Raw genomic sequence first — 22,705 nt, 5'->3', positions numbered from 1 at the left:
GCCCCCGCCGGTCCGGCCGGCGGAGGCTCACCTCACAGGACTATCGCCGCACCGGGCTACAGCTTCTCCACCGGCGCGTACCGCAGCAGCAGCCGCTTCGGCTTGTCCCCGAAGTCGATCGTCGCCTCGGCGTTCGCGCCCGTGCCCTTGACCGCCACGACGGTCCCGAGCCCGAACTGGTCGTGCGTGACACGGTCCCCGACCCCAAGCGACACCACCGGCTTCTCGGAGGTGCGGCGTGTGGCGAAACCGGAGGCGCCCGACGCCGACGAACGCGAACGGGACGACGACAGCGAGGCCGCCACCGCGGAGACCGGCCCGGAGGACGCGGGCACGGTCGCACCGGTCCGCTTCCACTCCAGGTGGGTCGGCGGGATCTCCTCCAGGAACCGGGAGGGCGGGTTGTACGACGGCTGGCCCCAGGCGCTGCGCAGGGTGGAGCGCGTCAGATAGAGCCGTTCCCGCGCGCGCGTGATGCCCACGTACGCCAGGCGCCGCTCCTCCTCCAGTTCCTTGGTCTGGCCGAGGGCGCGCATGTGGGGGAAGACGCCGTCCTCCATGCCGGTCAGGAAGACGACCGGGAACTCCAGGCCCTTGGCGGTGTGCAGGGTCATCAGGGTGATGACGCCGTCGCCGTCCTCCTCGTCGGGGATCTGGTCGGAGTCGGCGACCAGTGCGACCTTCTCGAGGAAGTCGGCCAGGGTGCCCTGCTCGTCCTCGCCGCGCTCCTGCTCGAACTCCATGGCGACGGCGGCGAGTTCTTGGAGGTTCTCGATCCGGGTCTCGTCCTGGGGGTCGGTGGAGGCCTGCAGTTCGGCGAGGTATCCGGTGCGCTCCAGGATCGCCTCCAGCACGGTGGCGGGCCCGGCGCCGGACTCGACGACCGTACGGAGGTCCTCCATCAGCGTGTTGAACCGCTTGACGGCGTTGGTGGAGCGCGCGGCCATGCCGTACGCCTCGTCGACGCGCTTCAGCGCCTGCGGGAAGCTGATCTTCTCCCGCTGGGAGAGGGCGTCGATCATCGCCTCGGCGCGGTCGCCGATGCCGCGCTTGGGCACATTGAGGATCCGGCGCAGCGGCACCGAGTCCTCCGGGTTGGCCAGCACGCGCAGGTAGGCCAGGACGTCCCGGACCTCCTTGCGCTCGTAGAAGCGGACGCCGCCGACGACCTTGTAGGGCAGGCCGACGCGGATGAAGATCTCTTCGAAGACACGGGACTGGGCGTTGGTGCGGTAGAAGACGGCGACGTCGCCGGCCTTCGCCTCGCCGGCGTCGGTGAGACGGTCTATCTCGTCGGCGACGAACTGCGCCTCGTCGTGCTCGGTGTCGGCGACGTAGCCGGTGATCTGCGCGCCGGTGCCCGCGTTGGTCCACAGGTTCTTGGGGCGGCGGGACTCGTTGCGCTCGATGACCGCGTTGGCCGCGCTGAGGATCGTCTGGGTGGAGCGGTAGTTCTGCTCCAGCAGGATCGTCGTCGCGTCCGGGTAGTCCTCCTCGAACTGGAGGATGTTGCGGATCGTCGCGCCGCGGAAGGCGTAGATCGACTGGTCGGCGTCACCCACCACGCACAGCTCGGCGGGCGGCAGGTCGTCCGCGCTGGGCGGTACGTCGACGGGGTGCTCGGAGGTGCCCACGAGCTCCCGGACGAGGGCGTACTGGGCGTGGTTGGTGTCCTGGTACTCGTCCACGAGGACGTGGCGGAAGCGGCGGCGGTAGTGCTCGGCGACGTCAGGGAAGGCGCGCAGCAGGTTGACCGTCGTCATGATCAGGTCGTCGAAGTCGAGGGCGTTCGCCTCGCGCAGCCGCGACTGGTACATCGCGTAGGCCTGGGCGAGGGTCTTCTCGAAGCCGTCGCCGGCCTGGGCGGCGAAGTCCTCCTCGTCGATCAGCTCGTTCTTCAGGTTGCTGATCTTGGCGCTGAAGGACTTCGGCGGGAAGCGCTTGGGGTCGAGGTCCAGGTCGCGGCAGACCAGGGCCATCAGGCGCTTGGAGTCGGCGGCGTCGTAGATCGAGAAGCTCGAGGTGAAGCCGAGCTTCTTGCTCTCCCGGCGCAGGATGCGTACGCAGGCGCTGTGGAACGTCATCACCCACATGGCGTTCGCGCGCGGGCCGACGAGCTGCTCGACGCGCTCCTTCATCTCGCCGGCGGCCTTGTTGGTGAAGGTGATGGCGAGGATCTGGCCCGGGTGGACGTCCCGCTCGGCGAGCAGGTGGGCGATGCGGTGTGTGAGCACGCGGGTCTTGCCGGAGCCGGCGCCGGCCACGATGAGCAGTGGGGAGCCGGAGTGTGTGACGGCGGCGCGCTGGTTGTCGTTCAGCCCCTCCAGGAGCGTGGCGGCGTCCACCGGCGGGCGCGGGGCGCCGTCCCGGTAGTAGGCGTCGCGGTCCGGCGGTACGTCGAACTTCCCGCCGAACAGATCGTCCGGAACCGGCTCCGGTCCGTGATCGTCCTCGGGCGGCGGCGGGGGCTCGTCCGCGGGGCCCCGCTGGGCCTGGAGGTCCGCCAGGAAGCTGTCGTCAAAGAGGCTGCTCATCGCTCTCCGAGTCTAGGGCGCCCCACTGACAGCCCGCCGCCGCCCCGAGAACATCGCCGAAAGGACCCCCCTGTCACCCTCCAGGTGCACGTGATCACAGGCCGCTACGGACTTCACAATTGCGTATGAACAGTGACCAACCCCCCTCGATCGATCACTCTCGGCGACGCTCATGAGTAAGGTCACGGAAATGTATCGGGCATATCACCCATCAACCTTCACAAGGGCCACACGAGTTGGCTACCGTGCGAGGAGGTCACACGACCCCCACCGGCGAACGTCGCCGGGCCGCGTGGCCTCCGCCGAGTCAGGCGTGCCGCAGCGGCCGCCAGAGCCGGGGACCCAACCGAGACCCCGGGGTGAATCGGCCCGACTCCCTTTCCGGAGACGGCCGTAGGGCAACCCTTCCGAACCACCCGCCCGAACCCGACAGCTAACCCGGTAGGCGGAGCATGGAAGGAGTCGCCTCCCTTGGCGTCGCACCGCAAGTCGCGTCCTACGGGTTCGCGCGTTGCAGGCATACGGACCCCCGCCCTCGCGACGGCGGCCCTCACCTCCGTGGCCCTGCTGTCCCAGTCGGCCAACGCCGCCCCCGAGGCCGACGACAAGCCCAGCCTGGAGGAAGTCGAGAAGAAGGTCGACGACCTCTACCGCCAGGCGGGGTCCGCGACCGAGAAGTACAACGGCGCCAAGGAGAAGACCGCCAAGCAGCGCAAGCGCGTCGACACCCTCCTCGACGACGTCGCGAAGCGCACCCAGAAGCTGAACGAGGCGCGGGAGGAGCTGGGCACCTTCGCCGCCGCCCAGTACCGCACCGGCGCCTCCACCCCGGACACGGCGACGTTCCTGCTCGCGGACACCCCGCAGGACTACTTCGACCAGACCCAGCTGATGGACCGGATGACCGGCCGTCAGAAGGTGGCGGTCGACGACTACATCACTCAGCAGTCAGAGACGATGGAGAAGCGTCAGGAGGCCGCCGAGAGCCTCGAGACGCTCACCGAGTCGCAGGGCGACCTGAAGACGGCCAAGGCGACCGTCCAGCGGAAGCTCGCCGACGCCCGCGAGCTGCTGTCGAAGCTGACCGCCGAGGAGAAGGCGCGGCTCGCGGCGATCGAGAAGGAGAAGCAGGAGGAGGCCGCCCGCAAGGCCGCCGAGCTGGCCCGGCAGCAGGCCGAGCAGCAGAAGCAGCAGGAACAGGAACAGGAGGCCGCCCAGCAGCAGGACAGCGGCTCCTCCTCGACGGGTTCGTCCTCGTCGTCCACCGCGCCCGACTCCTCGTACGCCACCAAGGCCGACAAGGCGCTCGCCTTCGCCCGCGCCCAGATCGGCAAGCCGTACGTCTGGGGCGCCACCGGCCCCGGCTCCTACGACTGCTCCGGCCTCACCCAGGCCGCCTGGAAGGCCGCCGGGGTGACCCTGCCGCGCACGACGTACGACCAGGTCAACGCCGGCACCACGGTCCCCCTGGCCGACGCCCGGCCCGGTGACCTGGTCTTCTTCTACGACGATGTCACCCACGTCGGCATCTACATCGGCAACGGCATGATGATCCACGCTCCGAAGCCCGGCACGTATGTGCGCGAGGAGTCGATCTACTACGACGGCGAGTCGTCGATCCACAGCGTGGTGCGGCCGGCCTGACGGGTCTCGCAGGTTTTTGGGACCCCGCGCGCGTGGCCTGCCCGTAACGCGCGCGGGGCCTCCTAGCATCGGCCCCATGCCCGGCCACTCCCCCTCCGTCGCCTGGTGGGCGCAGCGTGCTCCGGCGGCCAGTGCCGCCGTGCTGGCGACCGGCACCCTGTCGGTCGGTCTGGAGCTGGCGGGGTACGAGGTCCTCTCACGCATCACCCTCGGCCTGGCCTGCGCGGCCTGGCTGCTGTTCGCCGCGGACTTCACCCTGCGGCTGCTGCGGGCCGGGACCAGGTGGCGGGCGTATACGCGCAGGCCGGGCGTCCTCGAGAGCGTGACGACGACCGCCCTCACCACCGTGGCGGCGACGGCCGTCCTGGGCACCGCCTTCTCGGCGGCCGGCTCCCAGGCTCTGGCCGTGACGCTGCTGGTGCTCGCCGTGCTGCTCTGGCCGGTGCCGCTCGTCCTCGTCCCGCAGGGCGGGGAGCGGCGCAGGCCCGGGACGGTGTTCGCGCGCTGCATGGCCACACAGGGGCTCGCCGTGCTCGGCGCCACGCTGGCCGCGGCCGAGTCGGCGGACTGGCTCGCGCACGCGGCGCTGGTGCTGTTCTGGCTGGGGCTGGTGCTGTACGTCCTCGCCCTGGTCCGTTTCGATGTGCGCCAGGTGGCCGAGGGGATCGGCGATCACTGGCTCGCGGGCGGGGCGCTCGCCCTCTCGGCGCTCGCCGGGGCGCGGCTGATCAGCGCCGACAGCGCGCGTCTGTACCTGTGGAACGAAGACGACCGGGACGTCCTGCGCACCGTGACCGTGGTGCTGCTCGTGCTCGCGCTGGTCTGCTACGCCGTCCTGCTCGCCGGCGAGTTCCTGTGGCCCCGGCCCCGCCATGACGTCCGCCGCTGGGCGACCGTGTTCACCTGGGCCAAGACGGGGACGGCGGCACTGGCCGTCGCCGTCGCCGTCGACGTCTCCTGGCTGGACGGCTTCGGGGAGGCGTTGCTGTGGATCGCGGTGGCCGCGTGGCTCGTGGCCGCCGCGTGGACGGCCGCCTCGGTCCGCTCCGGTGCGCGGCCCGGCCGCCGGGTCAGGTCCAGAGCACGGCGATGAAGACGTTCGCCGTGGTCAGCAGGCCGACCAGGCCGAACAGGCCCTTGTCCACCTTCTCGTCGTCCCGTTTCACGTAGACCAGGCCGAGGATCACGATCAGCAGGGCCAGCTTCACGCCGATCTTGATGTTGTTCACGGACTGGTCGTCGGCCTGGTTGAGACCGACCAGGATCACACCGGTGACCAGCATCGTCAGCGCGCCGTGCAGCATCGCCGGGGTGTAGCGGGCGGTGCCCTCGCCTATCGCCTTCATCTGGGTGAGAAAGCCGCCCAGGAGCGAGGCGATGCCGATGATGTGGAGGCCGACGAAGAGGTGGATGAGTACGTCCATGAGGCCGGAGCCTAATCAGGGGGTCCGATCCGCCCGACACCGGCCCACCGATGCATATATGCGCCCCATAGCACCCGATCACCGGCACTCGCCCAGGATTCGACGCATCGGTCATCACGCTGAGTTAAGGCGACGGCGCCAAGGCGGGATCGCGGTCGCATACGGTCACCGTCGGTCCTCTCGGAACAGTTCCGCGCACCGGCCACGGGCCCGCCATGGCGAGGTTTAACGTCCTCCTCCAGGTGACCGGCTCCCCACCGCCGCCCGGGCCAGGGGCGGCAGTCGGGCACCACCGCCAGAAGTCCGGCGGCGGCCCGCTTCCCCTGTGCGAGCCGCCGCCGGACGCGCAGGCCGCCCGTCCGCTCCCCACGGCGGCCGTCGCACGCACCGGGCGGTCGCAGGAAAGGACGTGGCTCCCAAGGTGGCAGCGCACCGCAAGCCCCGACAGCGCACCGCGAGCGGCAACACGGCCCGTACGGCCGCCACGATCGCGCTCGCCGGCGCGGCGACCGCGACGGGCTTGGACGGAACCGGACACGCCGAACCGCAGCTCACCCCCGGCCAGGTCAAGGCCGAGGTGGACAAGCTGTACCAGGAGGCGGAGGTCGCCACCGAGAAGTACAACGGCGCGAAGGAGAAGGCCGACGCCGCCGGAGAACGGCTCAAGAACCTCCAGGACCAGGCGGCCCGCAAGGAGGAGCGGCTCAACTCGGCCCGCGACGCCCTGGGCTCGGTCGCCGCCGCGCAGTACCGGGACGGCGGCATCGACCCCGCCCTCCGGCTCGCCCTGTCCGACGACCCCGACCGGTACCTCGAGAACGCCGAGTTCGTGGAGCGGGCCGGCAACCGGCAGAGGTCCGCCGTCGCGGGCGTCCGCAAGCAGCTCCGGGAGATCGAGCAGCTGCGCGGGGCCGCCCACATCGAGCTGACGTCCCTGAAGTCGCGGCAGACGGAGCTGAAGCGGCACAAGAAGACGATCACCGGCAAGCTGGGCTCCGCACGGCAGCTGCTGTCCCGGCTCACCGCGCAGGAACGTGCCGACCTGGGCGTAGGGCCTGGCTCGAACCGCGCCTCACGCTCCTCGACGGGCGTCCGGGGCACCCTGGCGGCCCCCGGTTCCGCCGCCGCGCAGGCCCCCAACGCCCGCGCGGCCGCCGCCGTCTCCTACGCCTACCAGAAGCTCGGCAGCCCTTACGTCTGGGGCGCGACCGGCCCGAACGCCTTCGACTGCTCGGGCCTCGTCCAGGCCGCGTACCGCTCCGCGGGCGTCTCGCTGCCCCGCACGACGTACTCCCAGATCGCCGTCGGCCGCCGCGTCTCCCGCTCCGAACTCCTCCCCGGTGACCTGGTCTTCTACTACGCCGGTATCAGTCACGTCGGCATCTACGTGGGGAACGGGCAGATGATCCACGCCCCGAACTCATCGGCCCCGGTACGGGTCGCCCCGCTCGACGAGATGCCGTACGCCGGGGCGACGCGGGTGGTCTGACGGGGCCGGCCCGGGCCGCGTGTCACACCAGCCGTCGAGCCGTGGCCCAGCGCGTCAGCTCATGCCGGTTGGAGAGCTGGAGCTTGCGCAGGACCGCCGAGACATGCGACTCGACCGTCTTCACGGAGATGAACAGCTGCTTGGCGATCTCCTTGTACGCGTACCCCCGGGCGATGAGCCGCAGCACCTCGCGCTCGCGCTGGGTCAGCCGGTCCAGGTCCTCGTCGACCGGAGGCGCGTCCGTGGAGGCGAAGGCGTCGAGGACGAACCCGGCCAGCCGCGGGGAGAACACCGCGTCGCCCTCTTGGACGCGGAAGACGGAGTCGACGAGGTCCGTGCCGGTGATCGTCTTGGTGACGTACCCGCGGGCCCCGCCGCGGATCACGCCGATCACGTCCTCCGCCGCGTCCGACACGGACAGCGCGAGGAAGCGGACCGGCTGCTCGGCGTCGGCCATCAAGGGGGCACAGCGGCGCAGCACCTCCACCCCGCCACCGCCCGGGAGATGCACATCGAGGAGGACCACCTCGGGCCGGGTCGCGGTGATGACCGTGACCGCCTGGTCGACGTCCGCGGCCTCGCCGACGACCTCGACACCGGTCTGCTCGGTCTGCCCGATCTCGGCCTGGACCCCCGTACGGAACATGCGGTGGTCGTCGACGAGGACCACGCGTACACGACGCCCGCCGGTGCCGCCGCCCGACTCCCCGGGCCCGGCCGCCTCCGCCGCTCCCGCCGTACCGTTCGACTCGGTCGGGTCGCTCATGACGTCTTCTCCGCCCTCTCCATCTCCAGCTCGACCTCCGTGCCGCCGTCCGGCACCGCGCGCAGCCGCGCCGTGCCACCGTGGCGCTCCATGCGGCCGATGATCGATTCTCTGACACCCATGCGGTCGGCGGGTATCGAGTCGAGGTCGAAGCCGGGGCCGCGATCCCGGACGGACACGAAGACCGTCTTCCCCTCGACCTCGGCGTAGACCTGTACGGCTCCGCCCTCGCCACCGTACTTGGCGGCGTTCACCATTGCTTCCCGCGCGGCCTGCATCTGTGCGCCGGTTCCCTCGTCGAGCGGGCAGTCCCCCACCACCACGACCTCGATGGGCACGCCGTGCTTGTCCTCCACCTCGGCCGCGTTGCGCCGCACCGCGTCGGCGAGCGTGGTGGGTTCGTCGGCCTCGTCCTTGCCGGTGCCCTCGGGCTTGTAGAGCCAGGTGCGCAGGTCGCGCTCCTGGGCGCGGGCGAGGCGGCGCACCTCGTTCGCGTTCTCCGCGTTGCGCTGGATCAGGGTGAGGGTGTGCAGCACCGAGTCGTGCACATGGGCGGCGACCTCCGCGCGCTCCTGGGCCCGGATGCGCATCAGACGCTCCTCGGAGAGGTCCTGCGTCATGCGCACCAGATACGGCCCGGCGAGGAGCGTTATCCCGACGAGGACCGCGAGGGCCGCCTGCAGGACGGAGCCGAGGTGGGCGGCGGAGCCCTGCAGGACGAAGATGCCGGAGACACCGGCCGTCACCAGCAGCACCCCGCCCCCCGCGCGCAGCAGCGTGACGGTGCGCCGGCGGCGGCCGACCTCGACCCAGCGGGCCCGGCGGGCGTTGTCCGCCTGCCGCCAGACCAGAGCGACGCCCGCGCCGACGAGCACCGCCGGCCACAGGTACACCCGGGCCCCGCCGCTGAGGTTCACATTGCCGACGAACACCAGGGCCACGGCGACCATGAGCAGCAGGGCCACTATCTGGCCCTTGTCGGGTTTGCGGGCGACGAGTCTGCGGCGGCCGTCGGGCGAGGTCTCCGAGGCGGCCGGAGGCTTCTGCGCGTCGACTCCGCCGACGCCGAGCGGGACGAAGAACCAGAACGCGGCGTACAGCAGCGCACCGAGACCGTCGGCCATGAACAGGCCGACGAACACGAGCCGCACCCAGACGACGGGCAGCCCGAGGTGCCCGGCGAGGCCTCGCGCCACGCCACCGAGCCAGCGTCCGTCGCTGCTGCGGTAGAGCTTGCGCGGCGGCCGCGGTTCGGCGAGTGGCGCTGCTGCGGCTTCCGACATGCCATTGATGGTCACACGGCCGGAAGGCGGGAGCATCAGGGTCGACCCCGGAGACTCCCCTGATCTCCGGAGGCCGGGCCGTCGAACACCTCCCGAGCCGTTCCTCAGGGCCGATATCAGGGTCCGGCCAGGGTCGTTCCGACTGCCGCCGCGGCGCCGCGCCCGTCACCATGGACCCATGACCGATCACGAGCACGCCGCGACGGGTCCGGGACCCGGCTCCGGCCCGCGCCCCGCACCGGGCGCCGGGCCGCAGGACGCCGCGCCCGCGGGCTCCCCGGCGCAAGGGCGTGCGGGCGCGGGACAACAGGGAGGAGCCCCCGACGCGGCCGGCCCGACCGACCCGACCGACCCGGCCGGGGAAGCGGCCCCGCCCGGCCCGCCCCACGCGTTCCGTCGCGACCGCCGCCACAAGACCCTGGCCGGCGTCTGCGCCGGGCTGGGGCGGCAGTGCGACCTGGACCCGGTGATCTTCCGGATCACGCTCGCGGTGCTCTCCGTCACCGGCGGCATCGGCCTGCTCTTCTACGGCTTCGTCTGGCTCCTCGTCCCGTACGACGACGAGGACGAGAACGAGGTGCGCAAGCTGCTGACCGGCCGCGTCGACGGCCAGGCCCTGACGGCCGTGCTGTTCGCGCTGGTCGGCTGCGGAGTGTTCCTGACCCTGCTGAACAACGGCGGAGTGCTGACCTTCGCCTTCGTCCTCTCCATACTCCTCGCCGGCTGCGGATACTGGTCACGCCAGCGCGGCACCCCCAGCCCCGACCCGCTGGCCGCCCAGGCCGCCGCCGACGCCCCGCCCGAGCCCCAGGCGCCGCCGGCCCTCGTCACCTCGCCCTCCTGGTGGCGCGACCCCATCGTCAAGGACGGCACCCACATCGGCGGCACGGGCTACCTGTGGGGCCCCCGCGACACCCGCGACCCGGACGTCACGGCCGCCGTCAACATCGGGCTCGGCACCCGGCCCGGCGGCCGCCAGGACATACCCGTCCCGCGCAGCCGGCCGCCCGAGCCGCGCGGCCCCCGCTGGATCGGCGGCTGGGTCTTCCTGCTGACCCTGCTCGCCGGTGCCCTGGGCACCGGCGAGACCTGGGACGAGCACCCGCTGGGCACCAGCCTGCAGACGGGTCTGGCCTGCGCGCTCGCCGTCCTGGGCCTGGGCATAGCCGTCAGCGCCTTCCTGGGACGGACCGGGGCGGGCTCGATCCTCCTGGCGATCATCACGGCCGGACTGCTCGCCGGGTCGGCGGCACTGCCCAAGGACATCGGCACCGAGTGGGCCCGCACGACCTGGCGGCCCGCCACGGTGGCTGACGTACGGCAGCAGTACGAACTGGGCACCGGCGTCGGCACCCTCGACCTGACCGGGCTGGACCTGGCCGGGAAACAGACCGTGACGACCAGCGCCGATGTGGGCATCGGCCGGGTGAAGGTGCTGGTGCCCGAGGACGTGACCGTGCGGCTGAGCGTCGACGTGGGGCTCGGCGACCTCCAGCTGCCGGGCGACGACACGAAGGACGTGGACGTGAGACCGGGTCAGCAGAAGCAGATCACCCTCTCCCCCGCCAAGGGCGTCGAGAGGTCCGGCACCATCGACCTGGACCTCCAGGTCGGCATGGGACAGGCGGAGGTGACCCGTGCTGCGTCATGAGCCCCGGCCCGGAAAGCTGGTCGCCGGTGTCGTCCTCGTCCTGACGGGCGTCCTCTACGCCGGTGACGCGGGCGGCGCCTGGGAGATCCCCTGGTTCGTGGCGATCCCCCTCGTCACCGGCGGACTGTGCCTGGCGGGCGCGGTGGCGTTCCTGACGGGCCGCCTGCGCCGACGCCGCACAGCGGGGCGTACGGCCACCGACTAGTGCCCGCCGGGTCACCAGCCACTGGTGCCCCGGCCCCCGGCTACCGGCACTCCGGGCGACCGGTACTCCGGGCTACCGGTACTCCCGCCTCTGCCGTCGTCGTGACCTCAGGGCGGCGTCCACGGACAGCATGGGCGCGCCCGCCAGGACGAGGGGGATCCAGGCCATGAGGTAGGCGAGGTCGTTGCCGTAGTAGTACGGATCGGAGGCCCAGCTCACGGTCAGCCACAGGCTGAGGGAGATCAGCGCGCCGCCGAATGCGGCCAGACGGGCGAGCACACCGAGCAGGGTCCCGATGCCGACGGCCAGTTCTCCGAAGGCGATGGCGTAGCCGAAGCCGACCGGGCTCTTCAGGGAGAGGTCGACCAGGGCGGGAATGGCTGAGGAGTCGCGGACGGCACGCATCATGTCGCCGATCGACCCGGCGCCGGAGTCCTTCATGAAGGCGCTGTCGGTGATTTTGTCCAAGCCGGCGTAGATGAAGGTGACGCCGAGGAAGATGCGCAGAGGAAGGAGGGCGTAGCGGCCGGCTGTGTCCCGCCAGCCTCCGTCGCCGCGGAAGTGGGGGGAGCTCGTGTCCGTTCGCATACTGTGAGTCATCGCTGCAAGCCGCCTCTCGCCGCCGGTGCCGAGACCCCCTCAACAGACCATACGTACGACAAACAGACCGCGCTCAACCCTGTCTGTCCCCAGTTTTTGCCCGACCGCCGGAGCCGGCGGGCGACCGTCACTCCGTCACATCAACCGTGTACCGATTCGTCTCCACCCCCGCCGCCGTGACGACCTGCACGTCCACCCGCCCCGGTTCGACATCCGCGGGCACCGGCACCGTCAGCAGCGTGTCCGCCGGGTTGCTGAAGCCGCCGGGTACCGGTACCAGCGGAACGTGGACATGAACGGCACCCACCCGGACGACCATCCGGGCCAGCCGGTCGGCCCCCTGCGCACCCGGCGGCACGAATCCGGCTCCCCGGATCTCGATGTCGTCGCCCGTGCGGATCGGCCCGTCGAGGTCGCCCGCCTCCCGGGCCCGGACCACGGAGAGGATGACCGGCCGGCCGCCCTCGGCGTACTTGCCTGCCAGGTAGGTCGCCGCCGACACCAGGACAACGACCGCCAGCCCCCACGGCAGGTCCGGCAACTGGTCCGGGCGCCTGGCCAGCCGCACCGCCGCGAAGACCAGCGCGACACCGCTGATGACGACGTACTGGATGTCGGCGAAGGTGCCCCGGCCCGCGTCGTCGGTCAGCAGGTCGGCGGCGCGCGGCCGGTCGGCGCGCACCTTCTGCAGCCGTTGCCCCAGCACCCGCAGCCCGACCACCCGCCGTACGAGCACCGCGATCCCGCACACCACGGCGAGCACGGTCACGACTCCGGCGCCGCGGGCGAGTTCCAGCCCGGAGATCAGCGCGTCCCGCTCCCGGTGCCGGGAGGCGCCCGCCAGCCGCCCCGCCAGGACGAGCACCGCGTAGGCCACGAACAGCACCCACGCCGCGGCGACCGTGCGGGAGGTGGACAGGCGGTTGTCCTCGCCGATCACGGGCGCGAGCGCACCGCCCTTCGACCGGTGGAACCAGGACGCGGCGGTCAGGGCACCGGCCACCACCAGCGCCGCGACCAGCCCGGCCGTACGCGCCGCCGTCCAGCCCGCACCGACCGCGGTGAGGCACTGCCCGAGCAGCAACAGCACGACGGCCGCCCACACCACACCCGCCGTACGGCGCCACAGGCCCGTCAGCCAGGACCGGCCCTCCGCCCGGCCGCGCTCGGCGACGAGCTCCGCGGACTGCGCCAGTTCCTCCGAGACCCACTGCCGGGAAGCCGAGGCGGAGTGGGCCACCGCGGCCGGCAGCCCCTGACCGGCCGCGAACTCATCGCGCCTGCGCAGGAACGCGGCGACGGCCCGCCGGTGCCCCTCACGCGCCCCGTGCGGACAGTCCCCGCAGGCGCACCCGCCTTCATGAGCCCCGCCGTAAGCCCTGCCGTGAGTACCGCCATGAGCACTGCCGTGGCCGCCCGCGTACCCGCTCACGGGCCCACCGGCATACCGGCCCGCATACGCACCCGCGTCCGTATACGCCCCCGCATTCGCGTAGCCACCCGCCTCCGCGCCGCCCTGTCCCTCGCGCACCGCCACGCCCGACGCCCGCCTTCCCGCGACCCAACCACCGTCGGCCTTCCGGACCCCGGAAAAACCGCTGTACAACTCCCCTGCGACGACAGCGAATTGTGCCCTACACCAGCCGGTTCGCGTCCGCTCGGTCTGGTCAACACGGGTGAATTTCGGCGTGCCGTGTTGACCTGGCTGGGAGAATTCCCCTATGGCCGAGATCATCCAGCGTGACGGGGCCTGGGCCTTCGACGGTGACACGGTCCGGATCACGCCCGGTCTGCACCGCTCCGTGCCGTTGTTCCGGCAGACGTACGGGGAGATCGCCGTGCCGCTCGAGGCGGTCTCGAGTGTCGTCCTCGAACCCGAACGCAGGCACGGACGGCTGCGGTTGCGCCTGCGGGAGGGCGCCGACCCCCTGCTCCACGCGACCGGCGGGCGGCTGCCGGACGCGGCCGATCCGTACCGGCTGACGGTGGACGCCGACCGGACGGGGGTCGCCGAGTACATCGCCGAGGAGATCCGCCGCGCGCTGCTCCTGGACCGGATTCCGAAGGAGCCGGCGAAGGCCTATCTGCTGCCCGGCCCGCCGGTCCCGGTCTCGGTCCGTTCGTCCGACGGGACGGTCTCCTTCGACGGCACCCGGGTACGGATCGACTGGGCCGACACCTCCGAACGGGTCAAACGCGCCACCGGCCCGCGGATCATCACGATGGGCGACCTGGTCCGGGTCGAGTGGCTTCCGAACTCCGGCCACGAGGACGGCCTCCTGCGCTTCGTGACCCGCGAGACGGTGTTCTCGAAACTGCCGCCGGAGAAGGACCCGTACGCCCTGGACCTGTGGGGCAGCACCCGCCGCGATCTGCTCACGGCGCTCGTCGCCACTGCGGTCACGGCCCGGCTGCCGCACCCGTCCACCGACGCCGCGCACGACATGTCCGCCCACTACCCGCCCGCCTCCGAGCACCACGACGTACTGCTGCGCCGTCTGCGCGAATTGGGCCGGCTGCACCGGGACGGGGTGCTCACGGACGAGGAGTTCGCGATGACGAAAGCAGTAGTACTGCGCGGCTTCTGAGGCAACGACCGCCTAACTCAGCAGATCCGGCTCGCTCCGGCTGACGTCCTGCCACATCGGCTGGTAGTTGATCCACGCCACCAGGTCGCCGCCCAGCTGCTCCCGCGTCGCCACCGCCATCCGGTGGTCGATGCGGACCGGCCGCCCGGCCGCCTGCGCCGTCAGCTGCACCTGGCAGGACCGCTCCATCGACACGAACCACCAGGCCGCCGCGTCCACCGAGTCGCCGACGGTCAGCAGGCCGTGGTTGCGCAGCACGAGCGCCTTGTGGGAGCCGAGCACGGCCGCGATGCGCCGCCCCTCCTCGGCGTCGACGGCGACGCCGGTGTAGGCGTCGTAGAGGGCGTGGTCCTCGTAGAACGCGCAGCTCTCCTGGGTGATCGGCTCCAGCAGCTCGCCGAGGGCCGCGAGCGCCCGGCCGTGCACCGAGTGGCAGTGGGCGACGGCGACCACGTCGGGGCGGGCGGCGTGCACCTGGGCGTGCACGGTGAACGCGGCCTGGTTGACGTGGTAGCGGCCCTCGACGACCTGGCCGTCCTGGTTGGCGAGCACCAGGTCGCTCACGGTGACGTGCCGGAAGGGCAGCCCGAACGGGTTGACCCAGAAGCAGTCGGTGTATTCCGGGTCGCGGGCCGTGATGTGCCCCGACACACCGTCCTCGAAGCCGAGCCGCCCGAAGATCCTGAGGGCGCCCGCGAGCCGTTCCTTGCGGTGCCGGCGTTCGTCCTCCACCGACTCGTGCATGGGCGGCATCGCGAACCGCAGCCGGTCGGTGGGCAGCGGCAGGGGCGGGGTGGGCCCGTGCATAGGTCCTCCAGCGCTGTTTCTTCGTACGGGGCGGAAGCTACCGCCGGTCGGGCCGGGATGAACAGAACCGTTTCGTAAAGATGAAACGAGCGCCCCTGCGAGCACCCCCTGCGCACCCTTTTGCCCCCGGTCTCCCCTACCCCACGAATAGCCGACAGAAGATGTCGGATTTCGGCGCCACACTCTCCGTATGACAGCGAACTGGGCGGCTTTCACCACCGCCGAACCGGACCTGGCCGACACGGTCGAGAAGCGCTTCGGCGCCTACACCCACCACGTCCTCGCCACTCTCCGCAAGGACGGTTCGCCCCGCACCAGCGGCCTCGAGGTGCGGTTCCTGAACGGCGAGCTGTGGCTCGGCATGATGCCGGGCTCGCTCAAGGCCCTCGATCTGCGCCGCGACCCGCGCTTCACGCTCCAGTCGAACCCCGGGGAGGGCACGGGCATGGGCGGCGGAGACATCCGGATCAGCGGCCGGGCGATCGAGGTGGAAGACGCGGAGACCAAGGCCGGATACGTCGAAGAGGTGGAACCGCCGGAGCCGCTCCACCTCTTCCGCACCGAGCTGACGGAGGTCGTGAGGACCTACGTCGAGGACGACACATACCTCGTCGTCCAGGTCTGGACGCCCGGCGATCCCCTGCGCACGATCAAGCGCACCTAGGGGTCACTCCCACTCGATCGTCCCCGGGGGCTTCGAGGTCACGTCGAGGACGACGCGGTTGACGTCGCGCACCTCGTTGGTGATCCGGGTCGAGATCTTCGCCAGGACGTCGTACGGCAGGCGCGACCAGTCGGCCGTCATGGCGTCCTCGGACGAGACGGGGCGCAGCACGATCGGGTGGCCGTAGGTTCGGCCGTCGCCCTGGACGCCGACGCTGCGGACGTCCGCGAGCAGGACCACCGGGCACTGCCAGATGTCCCGGTCGAGGCCGGCCGCCGTCAGCTCCTCGCGGGCGATGGCGTCGGCCTCGCGCAGCAGGTCCAGGCGCTCCTTGGTGACGTCGCCGACGATACGGATGCCGAGGCCCGGGCCGGGGAAGGGCTGGCGCTGGACGATCTCGTCCGGCAGGCCGAGCTCCTGGCCGACCATCCGGACCTCGTCCTTGAACAGCTGGCGCAGCGGCTCGATCAGCTGGAACTCGAGGTCCTCGGGCAGGCCGCCCACGTTGTGGTGGGACTTGATGTTGGCCGTGCCGGTGCCGCCGCCGGACTCGACCACGTCCGGGTAGAGGGTGCCCTGGACGAGGAACTCCACCGCCGGGCCCTGGTCGGCGATGATCTCGGCCTGGGCCTGCTCGAAGACCCGGATGAACTCACGGCCGATGATCTTCCGCTTCTCCTCCGGGTCGGAGACCCCGGCGAGCGCCTTGAGGAACCGCTCCTCCGCGTCCACGACCTTCAGCTGCACGCCGGTCGCGGCCACGAAGTCCTTCTCGACCTGCTCGGTCTCGCCCTTGCGCATCAGGCCGTGGTCGACGTAGACGCAGGTCAGCTGGGAGCCGATGGCCTTCTGGACCAGGGCCGCCGCGACCGCGGAGTCCACACCGCCGGACAGCCCGCAGATGGCGCGCCGGTCACCGACCTGCTCGCGGATCGCCGCGACCTGCTCCTCGATCACGCTGCCCGTGGTCCAGGACGGCGTCAGGCCCGCGCCCCGGTACAGGAAGTGCTCCAGCACCTGCTGCCCGTGCGTGGAGTGCATCACCTCGGGGTGGTACTGGACGCCGTAGAGCTTCTTCTCGTCGTTCTCGAAGGCGGCTACGGGCACGACGTCCGTGGAGGCCGTGACGGAGAAGCCCTCGGGGGCGGCGGAGCAGGCGTCGCCGTGCGACATCCAGACGGCCTGCTCGGCGGGGGTGCCCTCGAAGAGGGTGGAGGACGACTTGGAGACGTGCAGGCCGGTGCGGCCGTACTCGCGGGCTCCGGTGTTGTCGACGGTGCCGCCGAGGGTCCGCGCCATCAGCTGGAAGCCGTAGCACATGCCGAAGACGGGGACGCCGGCCTCGAAGATCGCGCGGTCGAGGCTCGGGGCGCCCTCCTCGTAGACCGAGGAGGGGCCGCCGGAGAGGATGATCGCCGCGGGGTTCTTGGCGAGGATCTCCTGGACCGGCATGGTGCTCGGCACGATCTCGCTGTAGACCCGCGCCTCGCGGACACGACGGGCGATGAGCTGGGCGTACTGCGCGCCGAAGTCGACGACCAGGACGGTGTCGGGGGCGGCGGCAGCGGGAGTCGCTGATGACACGGGGTGCCTTCCGGCGGTGGGGCGGGGGTCTTGTGCCACCCGATTCTACCGAGGTGCTCGTGGGGAGCGTCCCGCCCACGGACGGTCCGGGCTCCGGCACCCGTGTCTCACCATGCGAACCCGCTTGGACGCCGCGTCGCCCCGGGGCATACTGGGCGCCATGCTCACGCACCAGACCTTCCGCTTTACCTATGGCACCCGGCCCGCCGGCTGCCATGGTCGTGCTGCTTGAGCAACTGACAAGCGACTTCCCAGGCGCCCCGGGCCGACAAGGCCCGGGGCGTCTGTCGTCGTCCGGGCCTTGCCGCTCCGGGGCACCCCTTGACGACGAGGAGCCCCTCCCATGACCGTTCCCACCACCGCCAGCGACGTGACCGGCGCCCGCACCCCCGAGGCCGCCGAGGTGATCACCGGCGCGCGTGAGCGGATCGACGCGCTCGACGACCGGATCATCGGCCTGATCCAGGAACGGGTGGCCGTGTCGGCCGTCATCCAGGAGGCGCGGATCACCTCCGGAGGCCGGCGCGTCAACCTCTCCCGCGAGATGGAGGTGCTCGGTCACTACAGGGACGCGCTCGGCAAGCCGGGTACGGCCCTCGCGATGACCCTGCTGGAGCTGTGCCGGGGCAAGATCTGAGCCCACCGGAGGAATCCGCGTTCCCGGGACAGACGTACGCACCCCTCTCACCCGTACGGCGCGTGACCGCCCCCGGGACGCCTCGTTGGTCTCGATGTCCGCACCAGCCAGGGGCGGGCCCGAAAGAACCACGCGTGGCTCACTGGAGCGATGAGACGTACGGATCGTGCCGTGCGTCGTGGGACCTCGCTCCAGGGAAGTGACCGGACGGCAGGGGACAGCAGCCCGGTCACCCAAGAGAACGGACGGCTCCGGGGACGCCCGGGGCCGCCCGGCGGACATCGAGAAAACGCGCAAGGCCGGGTCGGACGGTTGCGAGCGCCGCGTTCATCCAGCACGATGCGCATACAGCCCAAGTCCCCCCGCTGACACCCGCATTGCCCGACTGCCAAAGGTCGAGACCAGCGGCGCACCCCCCGGCGCCGCTTCCAGGCACCGGCGCTGCCCTGACGTCGGTGCTGACGAGAAGAAGGGCCCCGCGGCTCCACCCCGCGGGGCCCTTCCCTCATGCGTTTCGCGCCTGCTTGTCGGGGCTCTCGCGCTCGCTCAGGTGCGGGTCACCGTCCCGCAGTCGTCGCCGTCGTCGATGCTCCTGCTGCGGTCGTACGGGTCCGTCGTCGGGCCGGTGGGGTCGGGGCCCTTGTCCCCGCTCGACGGGAACTCCGGGTGCAGATAGCCGTCGTGGACGTCGCAGGTGGAGTTGCCGATCTCCTCGTCGTACGTCCGGACGGTCAGCCGGCCCGGGGTGACCCGGTAGCGGACGGGGTCGGCGAGTTCGACGTCGAGGACCCTGCGCACGATCGTGCGGGTGACCTCGGTCGATCCGTCGGCGCGCATGACGGGGTAGACGAAGGTGTAGTCGGCGCGCACCGCGACCCCCGCGTGCGAGCCCTTCTCGAACGTCATACGCCCGCGCGTCTTGATCACGTCACCGACCGGCCGTATCTCGTCGGGGTCGAAACGGCTGAACATCGTCACCGGGTCGTGCTTGCCGCTCGGGGAGCGCAGGGCGGTGTTGAGGTCGTCGAGGAGCCCCGGCTGCTTGGGGTCGAGCACGCCGAGCGCCGCCTCGGGACGCTCGCCGCGTACCGTCCCCGGGTCGAGGTTGGCGGCGATCAGCAGCTTCCTCGTCAGCTTCAGCGCCTGTTCCACGCGGTCCTTCGGGACCGGGCCGACGGCCTTCGCCTCGGGCAGGACGATGCCGGCCTCGCCGTCGGCCCAGTGCAGCGCCGGGGAGCCGGCGAAGGGCTCGTCCAGGGTGGGGGTTTCGGGGTCCGACGCCCCGGGTGCGGCGGTGGGCGCCGCCGTCTCGGCGGGCAGGGGCGAGGCCTCGGCGGCCCCGGGCTCACCCGTACCGAACGGGTCACCGGGCAACAGCGACGGCTTCAGGGCGACCAGGGCCACGGCGACGGCGACCGGCACACCGAGCACGGCCCACAGCTTGCGGCGCCGGGCCGCCCGGCCGTTCACCCCCGGCGAGGCAGGGCCGGTGCGCCACCCAGGAGGCACCTCGCCCCGCTCCTCCTGCCGGCGCAACCTCTCGGTCACCATGCGCGCCCGCGCGGACGGCTCCTTCGGGGCGGAGCCGCGGGTGTCCCGTTCGGCGTCGCGGATGAACTGTTCCCAGACATCATCGGGAATCTCGGAGGCCGACGGCTGATCGTCGGACGGCTTGTCAGACACGAGCGTCAGTTCTAGGCGTTCGGCAAGCGCCTTCACAAGAAGGTCATGGATGTGACTCAGCACACATAAAAATCCTGTGAAGGCCAGTGCAACCATTCACAGGTTTCACGGATCAAACCTTCAGAACCACGGGCACTCCCGCGCCCCACACGCGGAGGCCTCCCCCAACGTTCGTACCGCACCCTGCGGTACGCCGGACTCTCCGAGGTCTTCATGAAGCTTCGCCGCGCCATGGCAGCAGCGGCCGCTACGGCGGTCATAGCCCCGGTGGCACTGCTCGCGGCACCGGCCGCGTACGCGACCGACGAAACGACGCCCACGCCGAGCGCGTCCGTGAGCGAGTCCGCTCCCGAGACGTCCCCCTCGCCTTCGGCGAGCGAGTCCACGCCGGAGACGACGCCGACTCCGAGCGCCTCCGCGAGCGAGTCCGCTCCGGAGACGACGCCCACGCCGAGCGCCTCTGCGAGCGAGTCCTCCCCGGCGCCCTCCGCCTCCGAGCCCGAGGAGTCGGAGTCCCCCGACCCCGAGCCCTCGGTCTGCGAGGACACCAAGGTCGACGTCGGCATCTCCGGCCTGCCCGGCAAGATCGCGGCGGGCAGCGGCTGGCACAAGTTCTCGCTGAACGTGCTCAACAACTCCGACTCCACGCTGAACGACCTCGACTTCTTCGCCGGCGCCTCCGCCGACAAGGACGGCGAGGACCTGTTCTCCAGCAAGCAGGTCCAGCTCCAGGCCTGGGACCCCCAGGACAAGATCTGGGTCGACCTCAACGAGGGTGGCCTCGCGGTCGGCTACGTCGGCTACACCGACGAGCTGAAGCCCGACTACGAGGTCAACATCCCGCTGCGCCTCAACGTCAGCAAGTCCGCCCCGGTCGGCGCCGGCTTCTCGCTCGGCGCGACGATCTACGGCGACAACGACGCCGAGTGCACCGGCTTCGGCCAGATCTCCTACAAGTTCCAGATCGTCTCGGCCGGTACGGACACCGGTGGCACCAAGCCGCAGGAAGGCGGCAAGGCGCCCGTCACCGACAAGAAGCCGGCCGGCACCACGCCGGAGGTCACCGGCAGCCTCGCCGAGACCGGCTCCAGCTCCGCCCTGCCGATGATCAGCCTCGTCGGCGGTGCCGCGGTCGTCGCCGGTGCCGGTGCGATCTTCGTGGTGCGTCGCCGCAAGGCCGGTGTCCAGGCCTAAGACGCCAGAGCTTTACGCAAGACGGAAGAGGGACCTGCGCTCGGAGGGGGGCGCAGGTCCCTCTTCTCTTTCCGGTCCTTCCGACCCTCGGCTTCCCGCTGTCGGTCAGTTCTTGGGCGGCACCGCCGGCATGCCCAGGAACGGCAGCCGCAGTGCGCCGAACGCGTCCGCCGGGACAGCCGGGGACTTGGGCTCGACCGGCTGGAGACGTTCGTAGGCCGCGCCCTGCTCCGGCCGGAGGTCGGGCTCGCCCTTGTTGGGCCAGTACGACATCGCCCGTTCGGCCTGGGCGGTGATGGTGAGGGACGGGTTGACGCCCAGGTTGGCGGAGACCGCGGCGCCGTCGACCACCGAGATGCCGGAGTGGCCGTAGAGGCGGTGGTACGGGTCGATCACGCCGGTCTCGCGGGAGGCGCCGATGGGGCAGCCGCCCAGGAAGTGGGCGGTGAGCGGGGTGCCCATCAGTTCGCCGACGTTCGAGCCCGCGAAGCCGTTGATCTCGGCGGCCAGGGCCGAGGCGCTCTCCGTGGCGGCCTCGATCTGCTTGGGGTTGGGGGCGCCGTGGCCCTGCCGTGCGGTGAGCAGGCCGCGGCCGGCGCCCGACGGTTTCAGATACGTCGTCAGGGAGTTGTCCAGCGACTGCATCACCAGGCCGATGATGGTCCGCTCCGACCAGCGGCGGTTGGACAGGGAACGCAGCACCAGCAGGGGGTGCCTCGCCGCGTTGGCGAGGAAGCCCAGGACCCGCGAGGTGCCCGAGGCGCCGCCGGCGTAGGGGACCTGGAGGATGGACAGGCCGCCCATCGAGTTGGAGCCCTTGCCGTAGCGGACCGGCTCGATATGGGTGTTCTCGTCGGGGTGGATCGAGGACGTGATGGCCACGCCCCGGGTGAAGTCGGCCTTCCGGCCGCCGTGGGCCTTGCGGTAGCGCCGGTCGTCGGTCTGGGCGCCGACCAGGGCCTCGGAGTTGGTACGGGTCAGCTCACCCAGCTTGTCGGAGATGTACGGCAGCTGTCCGCCCGCCTTCATGCGGTGCAGGAGGGTCTGGGTGCCGTAGGTGCCGGCGGCGATGACGACCTTGCGGGCCGTGTAGGTGCGGCCCTTCGCCTTGCGGCGGTCGTCGGTGGGGAGCGTCGCGACGGCGTACCCGCCACGCGAGTCGTCGGTGACCGAGACGACCGTCGTCAGGGGGTGGACGACGGCGCCGGCCTTCTCGGCCAGGTGCAGATAGTTCTCGTTGAGGGTGTTCTTCGCGCCATGGCGGCAGCCGGTCATGCACTCGCCGCACTCCGCGCAGGCCCTGCGGGCCGGGCCTGCGCCGCCGAAGTACGGGTCGGGCACCTCCTGGCCCGGCTTCGCCTTCGCCGTGCCGTCGGCGTCCTCGCCGTCCCCGAAGAAGACGCCGACCGGGGCGAGGTGGAAGGAGTCGCCGCAGCCCATGCGCTCCGCGGCGGCCTTCAGGTGCACGTCGGAGGGAGTCATGGTCGGGTTGAGCCGCACGCCCAGCATGCGCCGGGCCTGGTCGTAGAACGGCTTCAGCTCGTCCTGCCAGTCCGTGATGTCACGCCACTGCGGGTCCTCGAAGAACGGCTTCGGCGGGACGTAGAGGGTGTTGGCGTAGTTCAGGGAGCCGCCGCCGACGCCCGCGCCGGCCAGGACCATGACGTTGCCCAGCAGGTGGATGCGCTGGATGCCGTACATGCCGAGTTTCGGCGCCCAGAGGTAGTTCTTGAGGTCCCAGGAGTTCTTGGGGAGAGACTCGCGGGTGAAGCGGCGGCCGGCCTCCAGGACGCCTACCTTGTAGCCCTTTTCCGTGAGGCGCAGGGCGGTCACGGAGCCGCCGAAGCCGGAGCCTACGACTATGACGTCGTAGTCATGAACGTCCTGAGGCACGTGTTCTCCTCGTTGAGTTTCGCGTGCGGGCCGTCAGTGGTTGATCGCGCAGTTCCCCG

At 71.3% G+C, this 22,705-nt stretch carries 19 protein-coding genes and 1 riboswitch; of the genes, 9 read left to right on the top strand and 10 right to left on the bottom strand.

Annotated elements, in window-relative coordinates:
* Positions 1 to 56 precede the first annotated feature (56 nt).
* Positions 57 to 2,534 (bottom strand): DNA helicase PcrA, encoded by a 2,478-nt coding sequence (gene pcrA / locus ACFT32_RS16435; protein ID WP_382489495.1) that lies wholly within the window; start codon positions 2,532 to 2,534, stop codon positions 57 to 59.
* Positions 2,535 to 2,838: 304 nt separating this feature from the next.
* Positions 2,839 to 2,997, top strand: a riboswitch (cyclic di-AMP (ydaO/yuaA leader).
* 8 nt (positions 2,998 to 3,005) lie between these two features.
* On the opposite strand from pcrA, the gene ACFT32_RS16430 reads away from it, so the two are divergent.
* Both ACFT32_RS16430 and ACFT32_RS16425 read left to right on the top strand, forming a co-directional pair.
* On the top strand, positions 3,006 to 4,178 hold the full coding sequence (locus tag ACFT32_RS16430; RefSeq protein WP_382489493.1) for an NlpC/P60 family protein: 1,173 nt from the start codon (positions 3,006 to 3,008) through the stop codon (positions 4,176 to 4,178).
* Positions 4,179 to 4,254: 76 nt separating this feature from the next.
* Positions 4,255 to 5,271 carry a hypothetical protein gene (locus ACFT32_RS16425; RefSeq protein WP_382489491.1) on the top strand — a complete coding sequence of 339 codons (1,017 nt, stop codon included), beginning with the start codon at positions 4,255 to 4,257 and terminating at the stop codon, positions 5,269 to 5,271.
* On the opposite strand, the gene ACFT32_RS16420 is transcribed toward ACFT32_RS16425, so the two are convergent.
* Positions 5,249 to 5,602, bottom strand: a complete 354-nt coding sequence (locus ACFT32_RS16420; RefSeq protein ID WP_382489489.1) for a hypothetical protein — start codon at positions 5,600 to 5,602, stop codon at positions 5,249 to 5,251. The genes ACFT32_RS16425 and ACFT32_RS16420 overlap by 23 nt on opposite strands.
* A 421-nt stretch (positions 5,603 to 6,023) precedes the next feature.
* Between ACFT32_RS16420 and ACFT32_RS16415 the strand changes: the two genes are divergently transcribed.
* Positions 6,024 to 7,091 carry an NlpC/P60 family protein gene (locus tag ACFT32_RS16415; protein WP_382490707.1) on the top strand — a complete coding sequence of 356 codons (1,068 nt, stop codon included), beginning with the start codon at positions 6,024 to 6,026 and terminating at the stop codon, positions 7,089 to 7,091.
* Positions 7,092 to 7,113: 22 nt separating this feature from the next.
* On the opposite strand, the gene ACFT32_RS16410 is transcribed toward ACFT32_RS16415, so the two are convergent.
* Positions 7,114 to 7,857 carry a LuxR C-terminal-related transcriptional regulator gene (locus tag ACFT32_RS16410; RefSeq protein WP_382489487.1) on the bottom strand — a complete coding sequence of 248 codons (744 nt, stop codon included), beginning with the start codon at positions 7,855 to 7,857 and terminating at the stop codon, positions 7,114 to 7,116.
* Positions 7,854 to 9,140 (bottom strand): PspC domain-containing protein, encoded by a 1,287-nt coding sequence (locus ACFT32_RS16405; protein WP_382489486.1) that lies wholly within the window; start codon positions 9,138 to 9,140, stop codon positions 7,854 to 7,856. The genes ACFT32_RS16410 and ACFT32_RS16405 overlap by 4 nt, the downstream gene beginning before the upstream one ends.
* Before the next feature lie 178 nt (positions 9,141 to 9,318).
* On the opposite strand from ACFT32_RS16405, the gene ACFT32_RS16400 reads away from it, so the two are divergent.
* Both ACFT32_RS16400 and ACFT32_RS16395 read left to right on the top strand, forming a co-directional pair.
* A complete protein-coding gene (locus ACFT32_RS16400) occupies positions 9,319 to 10,791 on the top strand; it encodes a PspC domain-containing protein (protein ID WP_382489485.1) in 1,473 nt (490 codons plus the stop codon).
* Positions 10,778 to 10,996: a hypothetical protein gene (locus tag ACFT32_RS16395; RefSeq protein WP_184591311.1), complete on the top strand. Its 219-nt coding sequence runs from the start codon at positions 10,778 to 10,780 to the stop codon at positions 10,994 to 10,996. Before ACFT32_RS16400 ends, ACFT32_RS16395 begins: the two co-directional genes overlap by 14 nt.
* 72 nt (positions 10,997 to 11,068) lie before the next feature.
* On the opposite strand, the gene ACFT32_RS16390 is transcribed toward ACFT32_RS16395, so the two are convergent.
* Positions 11,069 to 11,596 carry a DoxX family protein gene (locus tag ACFT32_RS16390; RefSeq protein WP_382489484.1) on the bottom strand — a complete coding sequence of 176 codons (528 nt, stop codon included), beginning with the start codon at positions 11,594 to 11,596 and terminating at the stop codon, positions 11,069 to 11,071.
* A 127-nt stretch (positions 11,597 to 11,723) separates the two neighbouring features.
* Positions 11,724 to 13,028: a hypothetical protein gene (locus ACFT32_RS16385; RefSeq protein WP_382489482.1), complete on the bottom strand. Its 1,305-nt coding sequence runs from the start codon at positions 13,026 to 13,028 to the stop codon at positions 11,724 to 11,726.
* Between the two features lie 289 nt (positions 13,029 to 13,317).
* Between ACFT32_RS16385 and ACFT32_RS16380 the strand changes: the two genes are divergently transcribed.
* Positions 13,318 to 14,184 (top strand): DUF4429 domain-containing protein, encoded by an 867-nt coding sequence (locus tag ACFT32_RS16380; RefSeq protein ID WP_382489480.1) that lies wholly within the window; start codon positions 13,318 to 13,320, stop codon positions 14,182 to 14,184.
* 12 nt (positions 14,185 to 14,196) lie between these two features.
* Here the strand turns inward: ACFT32_RS16380 and ACFT32_RS16375 are convergent, their stop codons facing one another.
* Positions 14,197 to 14,991, bottom strand: coding sequence for a class II aldolase/adducin family protein (locus tag ACFT32_RS16375; protein WP_382489479.1), 795 nt, complete (start codon positions 14,989 to 14,991; stop codon positions 14,197 to 14,199).
* 190 nt (positions 14,992 to 15,181) lie between these two features.
* On the opposite strand from ACFT32_RS16375, the gene ACFT32_RS16370 reads away from it, so the two are divergent.
* Positions 15,182 to 15,655: a pyridoxamine 5'-phosphate oxidase family protein gene (locus ACFT32_RS16370; RefSeq protein WP_382489477.1), complete on the top strand. Its 474-nt coding sequence runs from the start codon at positions 15,182 to 15,184 to the stop codon at positions 15,653 to 15,655.
* Between the two features lie 3 nt (positions 15,656 to 15,658).
* Here the strand turns inward: ACFT32_RS16370 and guaA are convergent, their stop codons facing one another.
* Positions 15,659 to 17,239 (bottom strand): glutamine-hydrolyzing GMP synthase, encoded by a 1,581-nt coding sequence (gene guaA, locus ACFT32_RS16365; protein ID WP_382489475.1) that lies wholly within the window; start codon positions 17,237 to 17,239, stop codon positions 15,659 to 15,661.
* A gap of 343 nt (positions 17,240 to 17,582) precedes the next feature.
* Between guaA and ACFT32_RS16360 the strand changes: the two genes are divergently transcribed.
* On the top strand, positions 17,583 to 17,876 hold the full coding sequence (locus ACFT32_RS16360) for a chorismate mutase (protein ID WP_382489473.1): 294 nt from the start codon (positions 17,583 to 17,585) through the stop codon (positions 17,874 to 17,876).
* Between the two features lie 546 nt (positions 17,877 to 18,422).
* Here ACFT32_RS16360 and ACFT32_RS16355 read toward each other — a convergent pair.
* Positions 18,423 to 19,559 carry a hypothetical protein gene (locus tag ACFT32_RS16355; RefSeq protein WP_382489471.1) on the bottom strand — a complete coding sequence of 379 codons (1,137 nt, stop codon included), beginning with the start codon at positions 19,557 to 19,559 and terminating at the stop codon, positions 18,423 to 18,425.
* Positions 19,560 to 19,772: 213 nt separating this feature from the next.
* Between ACFT32_RS16355 and ACFT32_RS16350 the strand changes: the two genes are divergently transcribed.
* Positions 19,773 to 20,753, top strand: a complete 981-nt coding sequence (locus tag ACFT32_RS16350; RefSeq protein ID WP_382489470.1) for an LAETG motif-containing sortase-dependent surface protein — start codon at positions 19,773 to 19,775, stop codon at positions 20,751 to 20,753.
* A gap of 105 nt (positions 20,754 to 20,858) precedes the next feature.
* On the opposite strand, the gene ACFT32_RS16345 is transcribed toward ACFT32_RS16350, so the two are convergent.
* On the bottom strand, positions 20,859 to 22,646 hold the full coding sequence (locus ACFT32_RS16345) for a GMC family oxidoreductase N-terminal domain-containing protein (protein ID WP_382489468.1): 1,788 nt from the start codon (positions 22,644 to 22,646) through the stop codon (positions 20,859 to 20,861).
* Positions 22,647 to 22,705: the final 59 nt, after the last annotated feature.

Source organism: Streptomyces sp. NPDC057002, from assembly GCF_042673825.1.
Lineage (GTDB): Bacteria > Actinomycetota > Actinomycetes > Streptomycetales > Streptomycetaceae > Streptomyces.
Note: the sequence above shows the minus strand (reverse complement) of the source record. Positions and strands in the feature narration are given on the sequence as shown.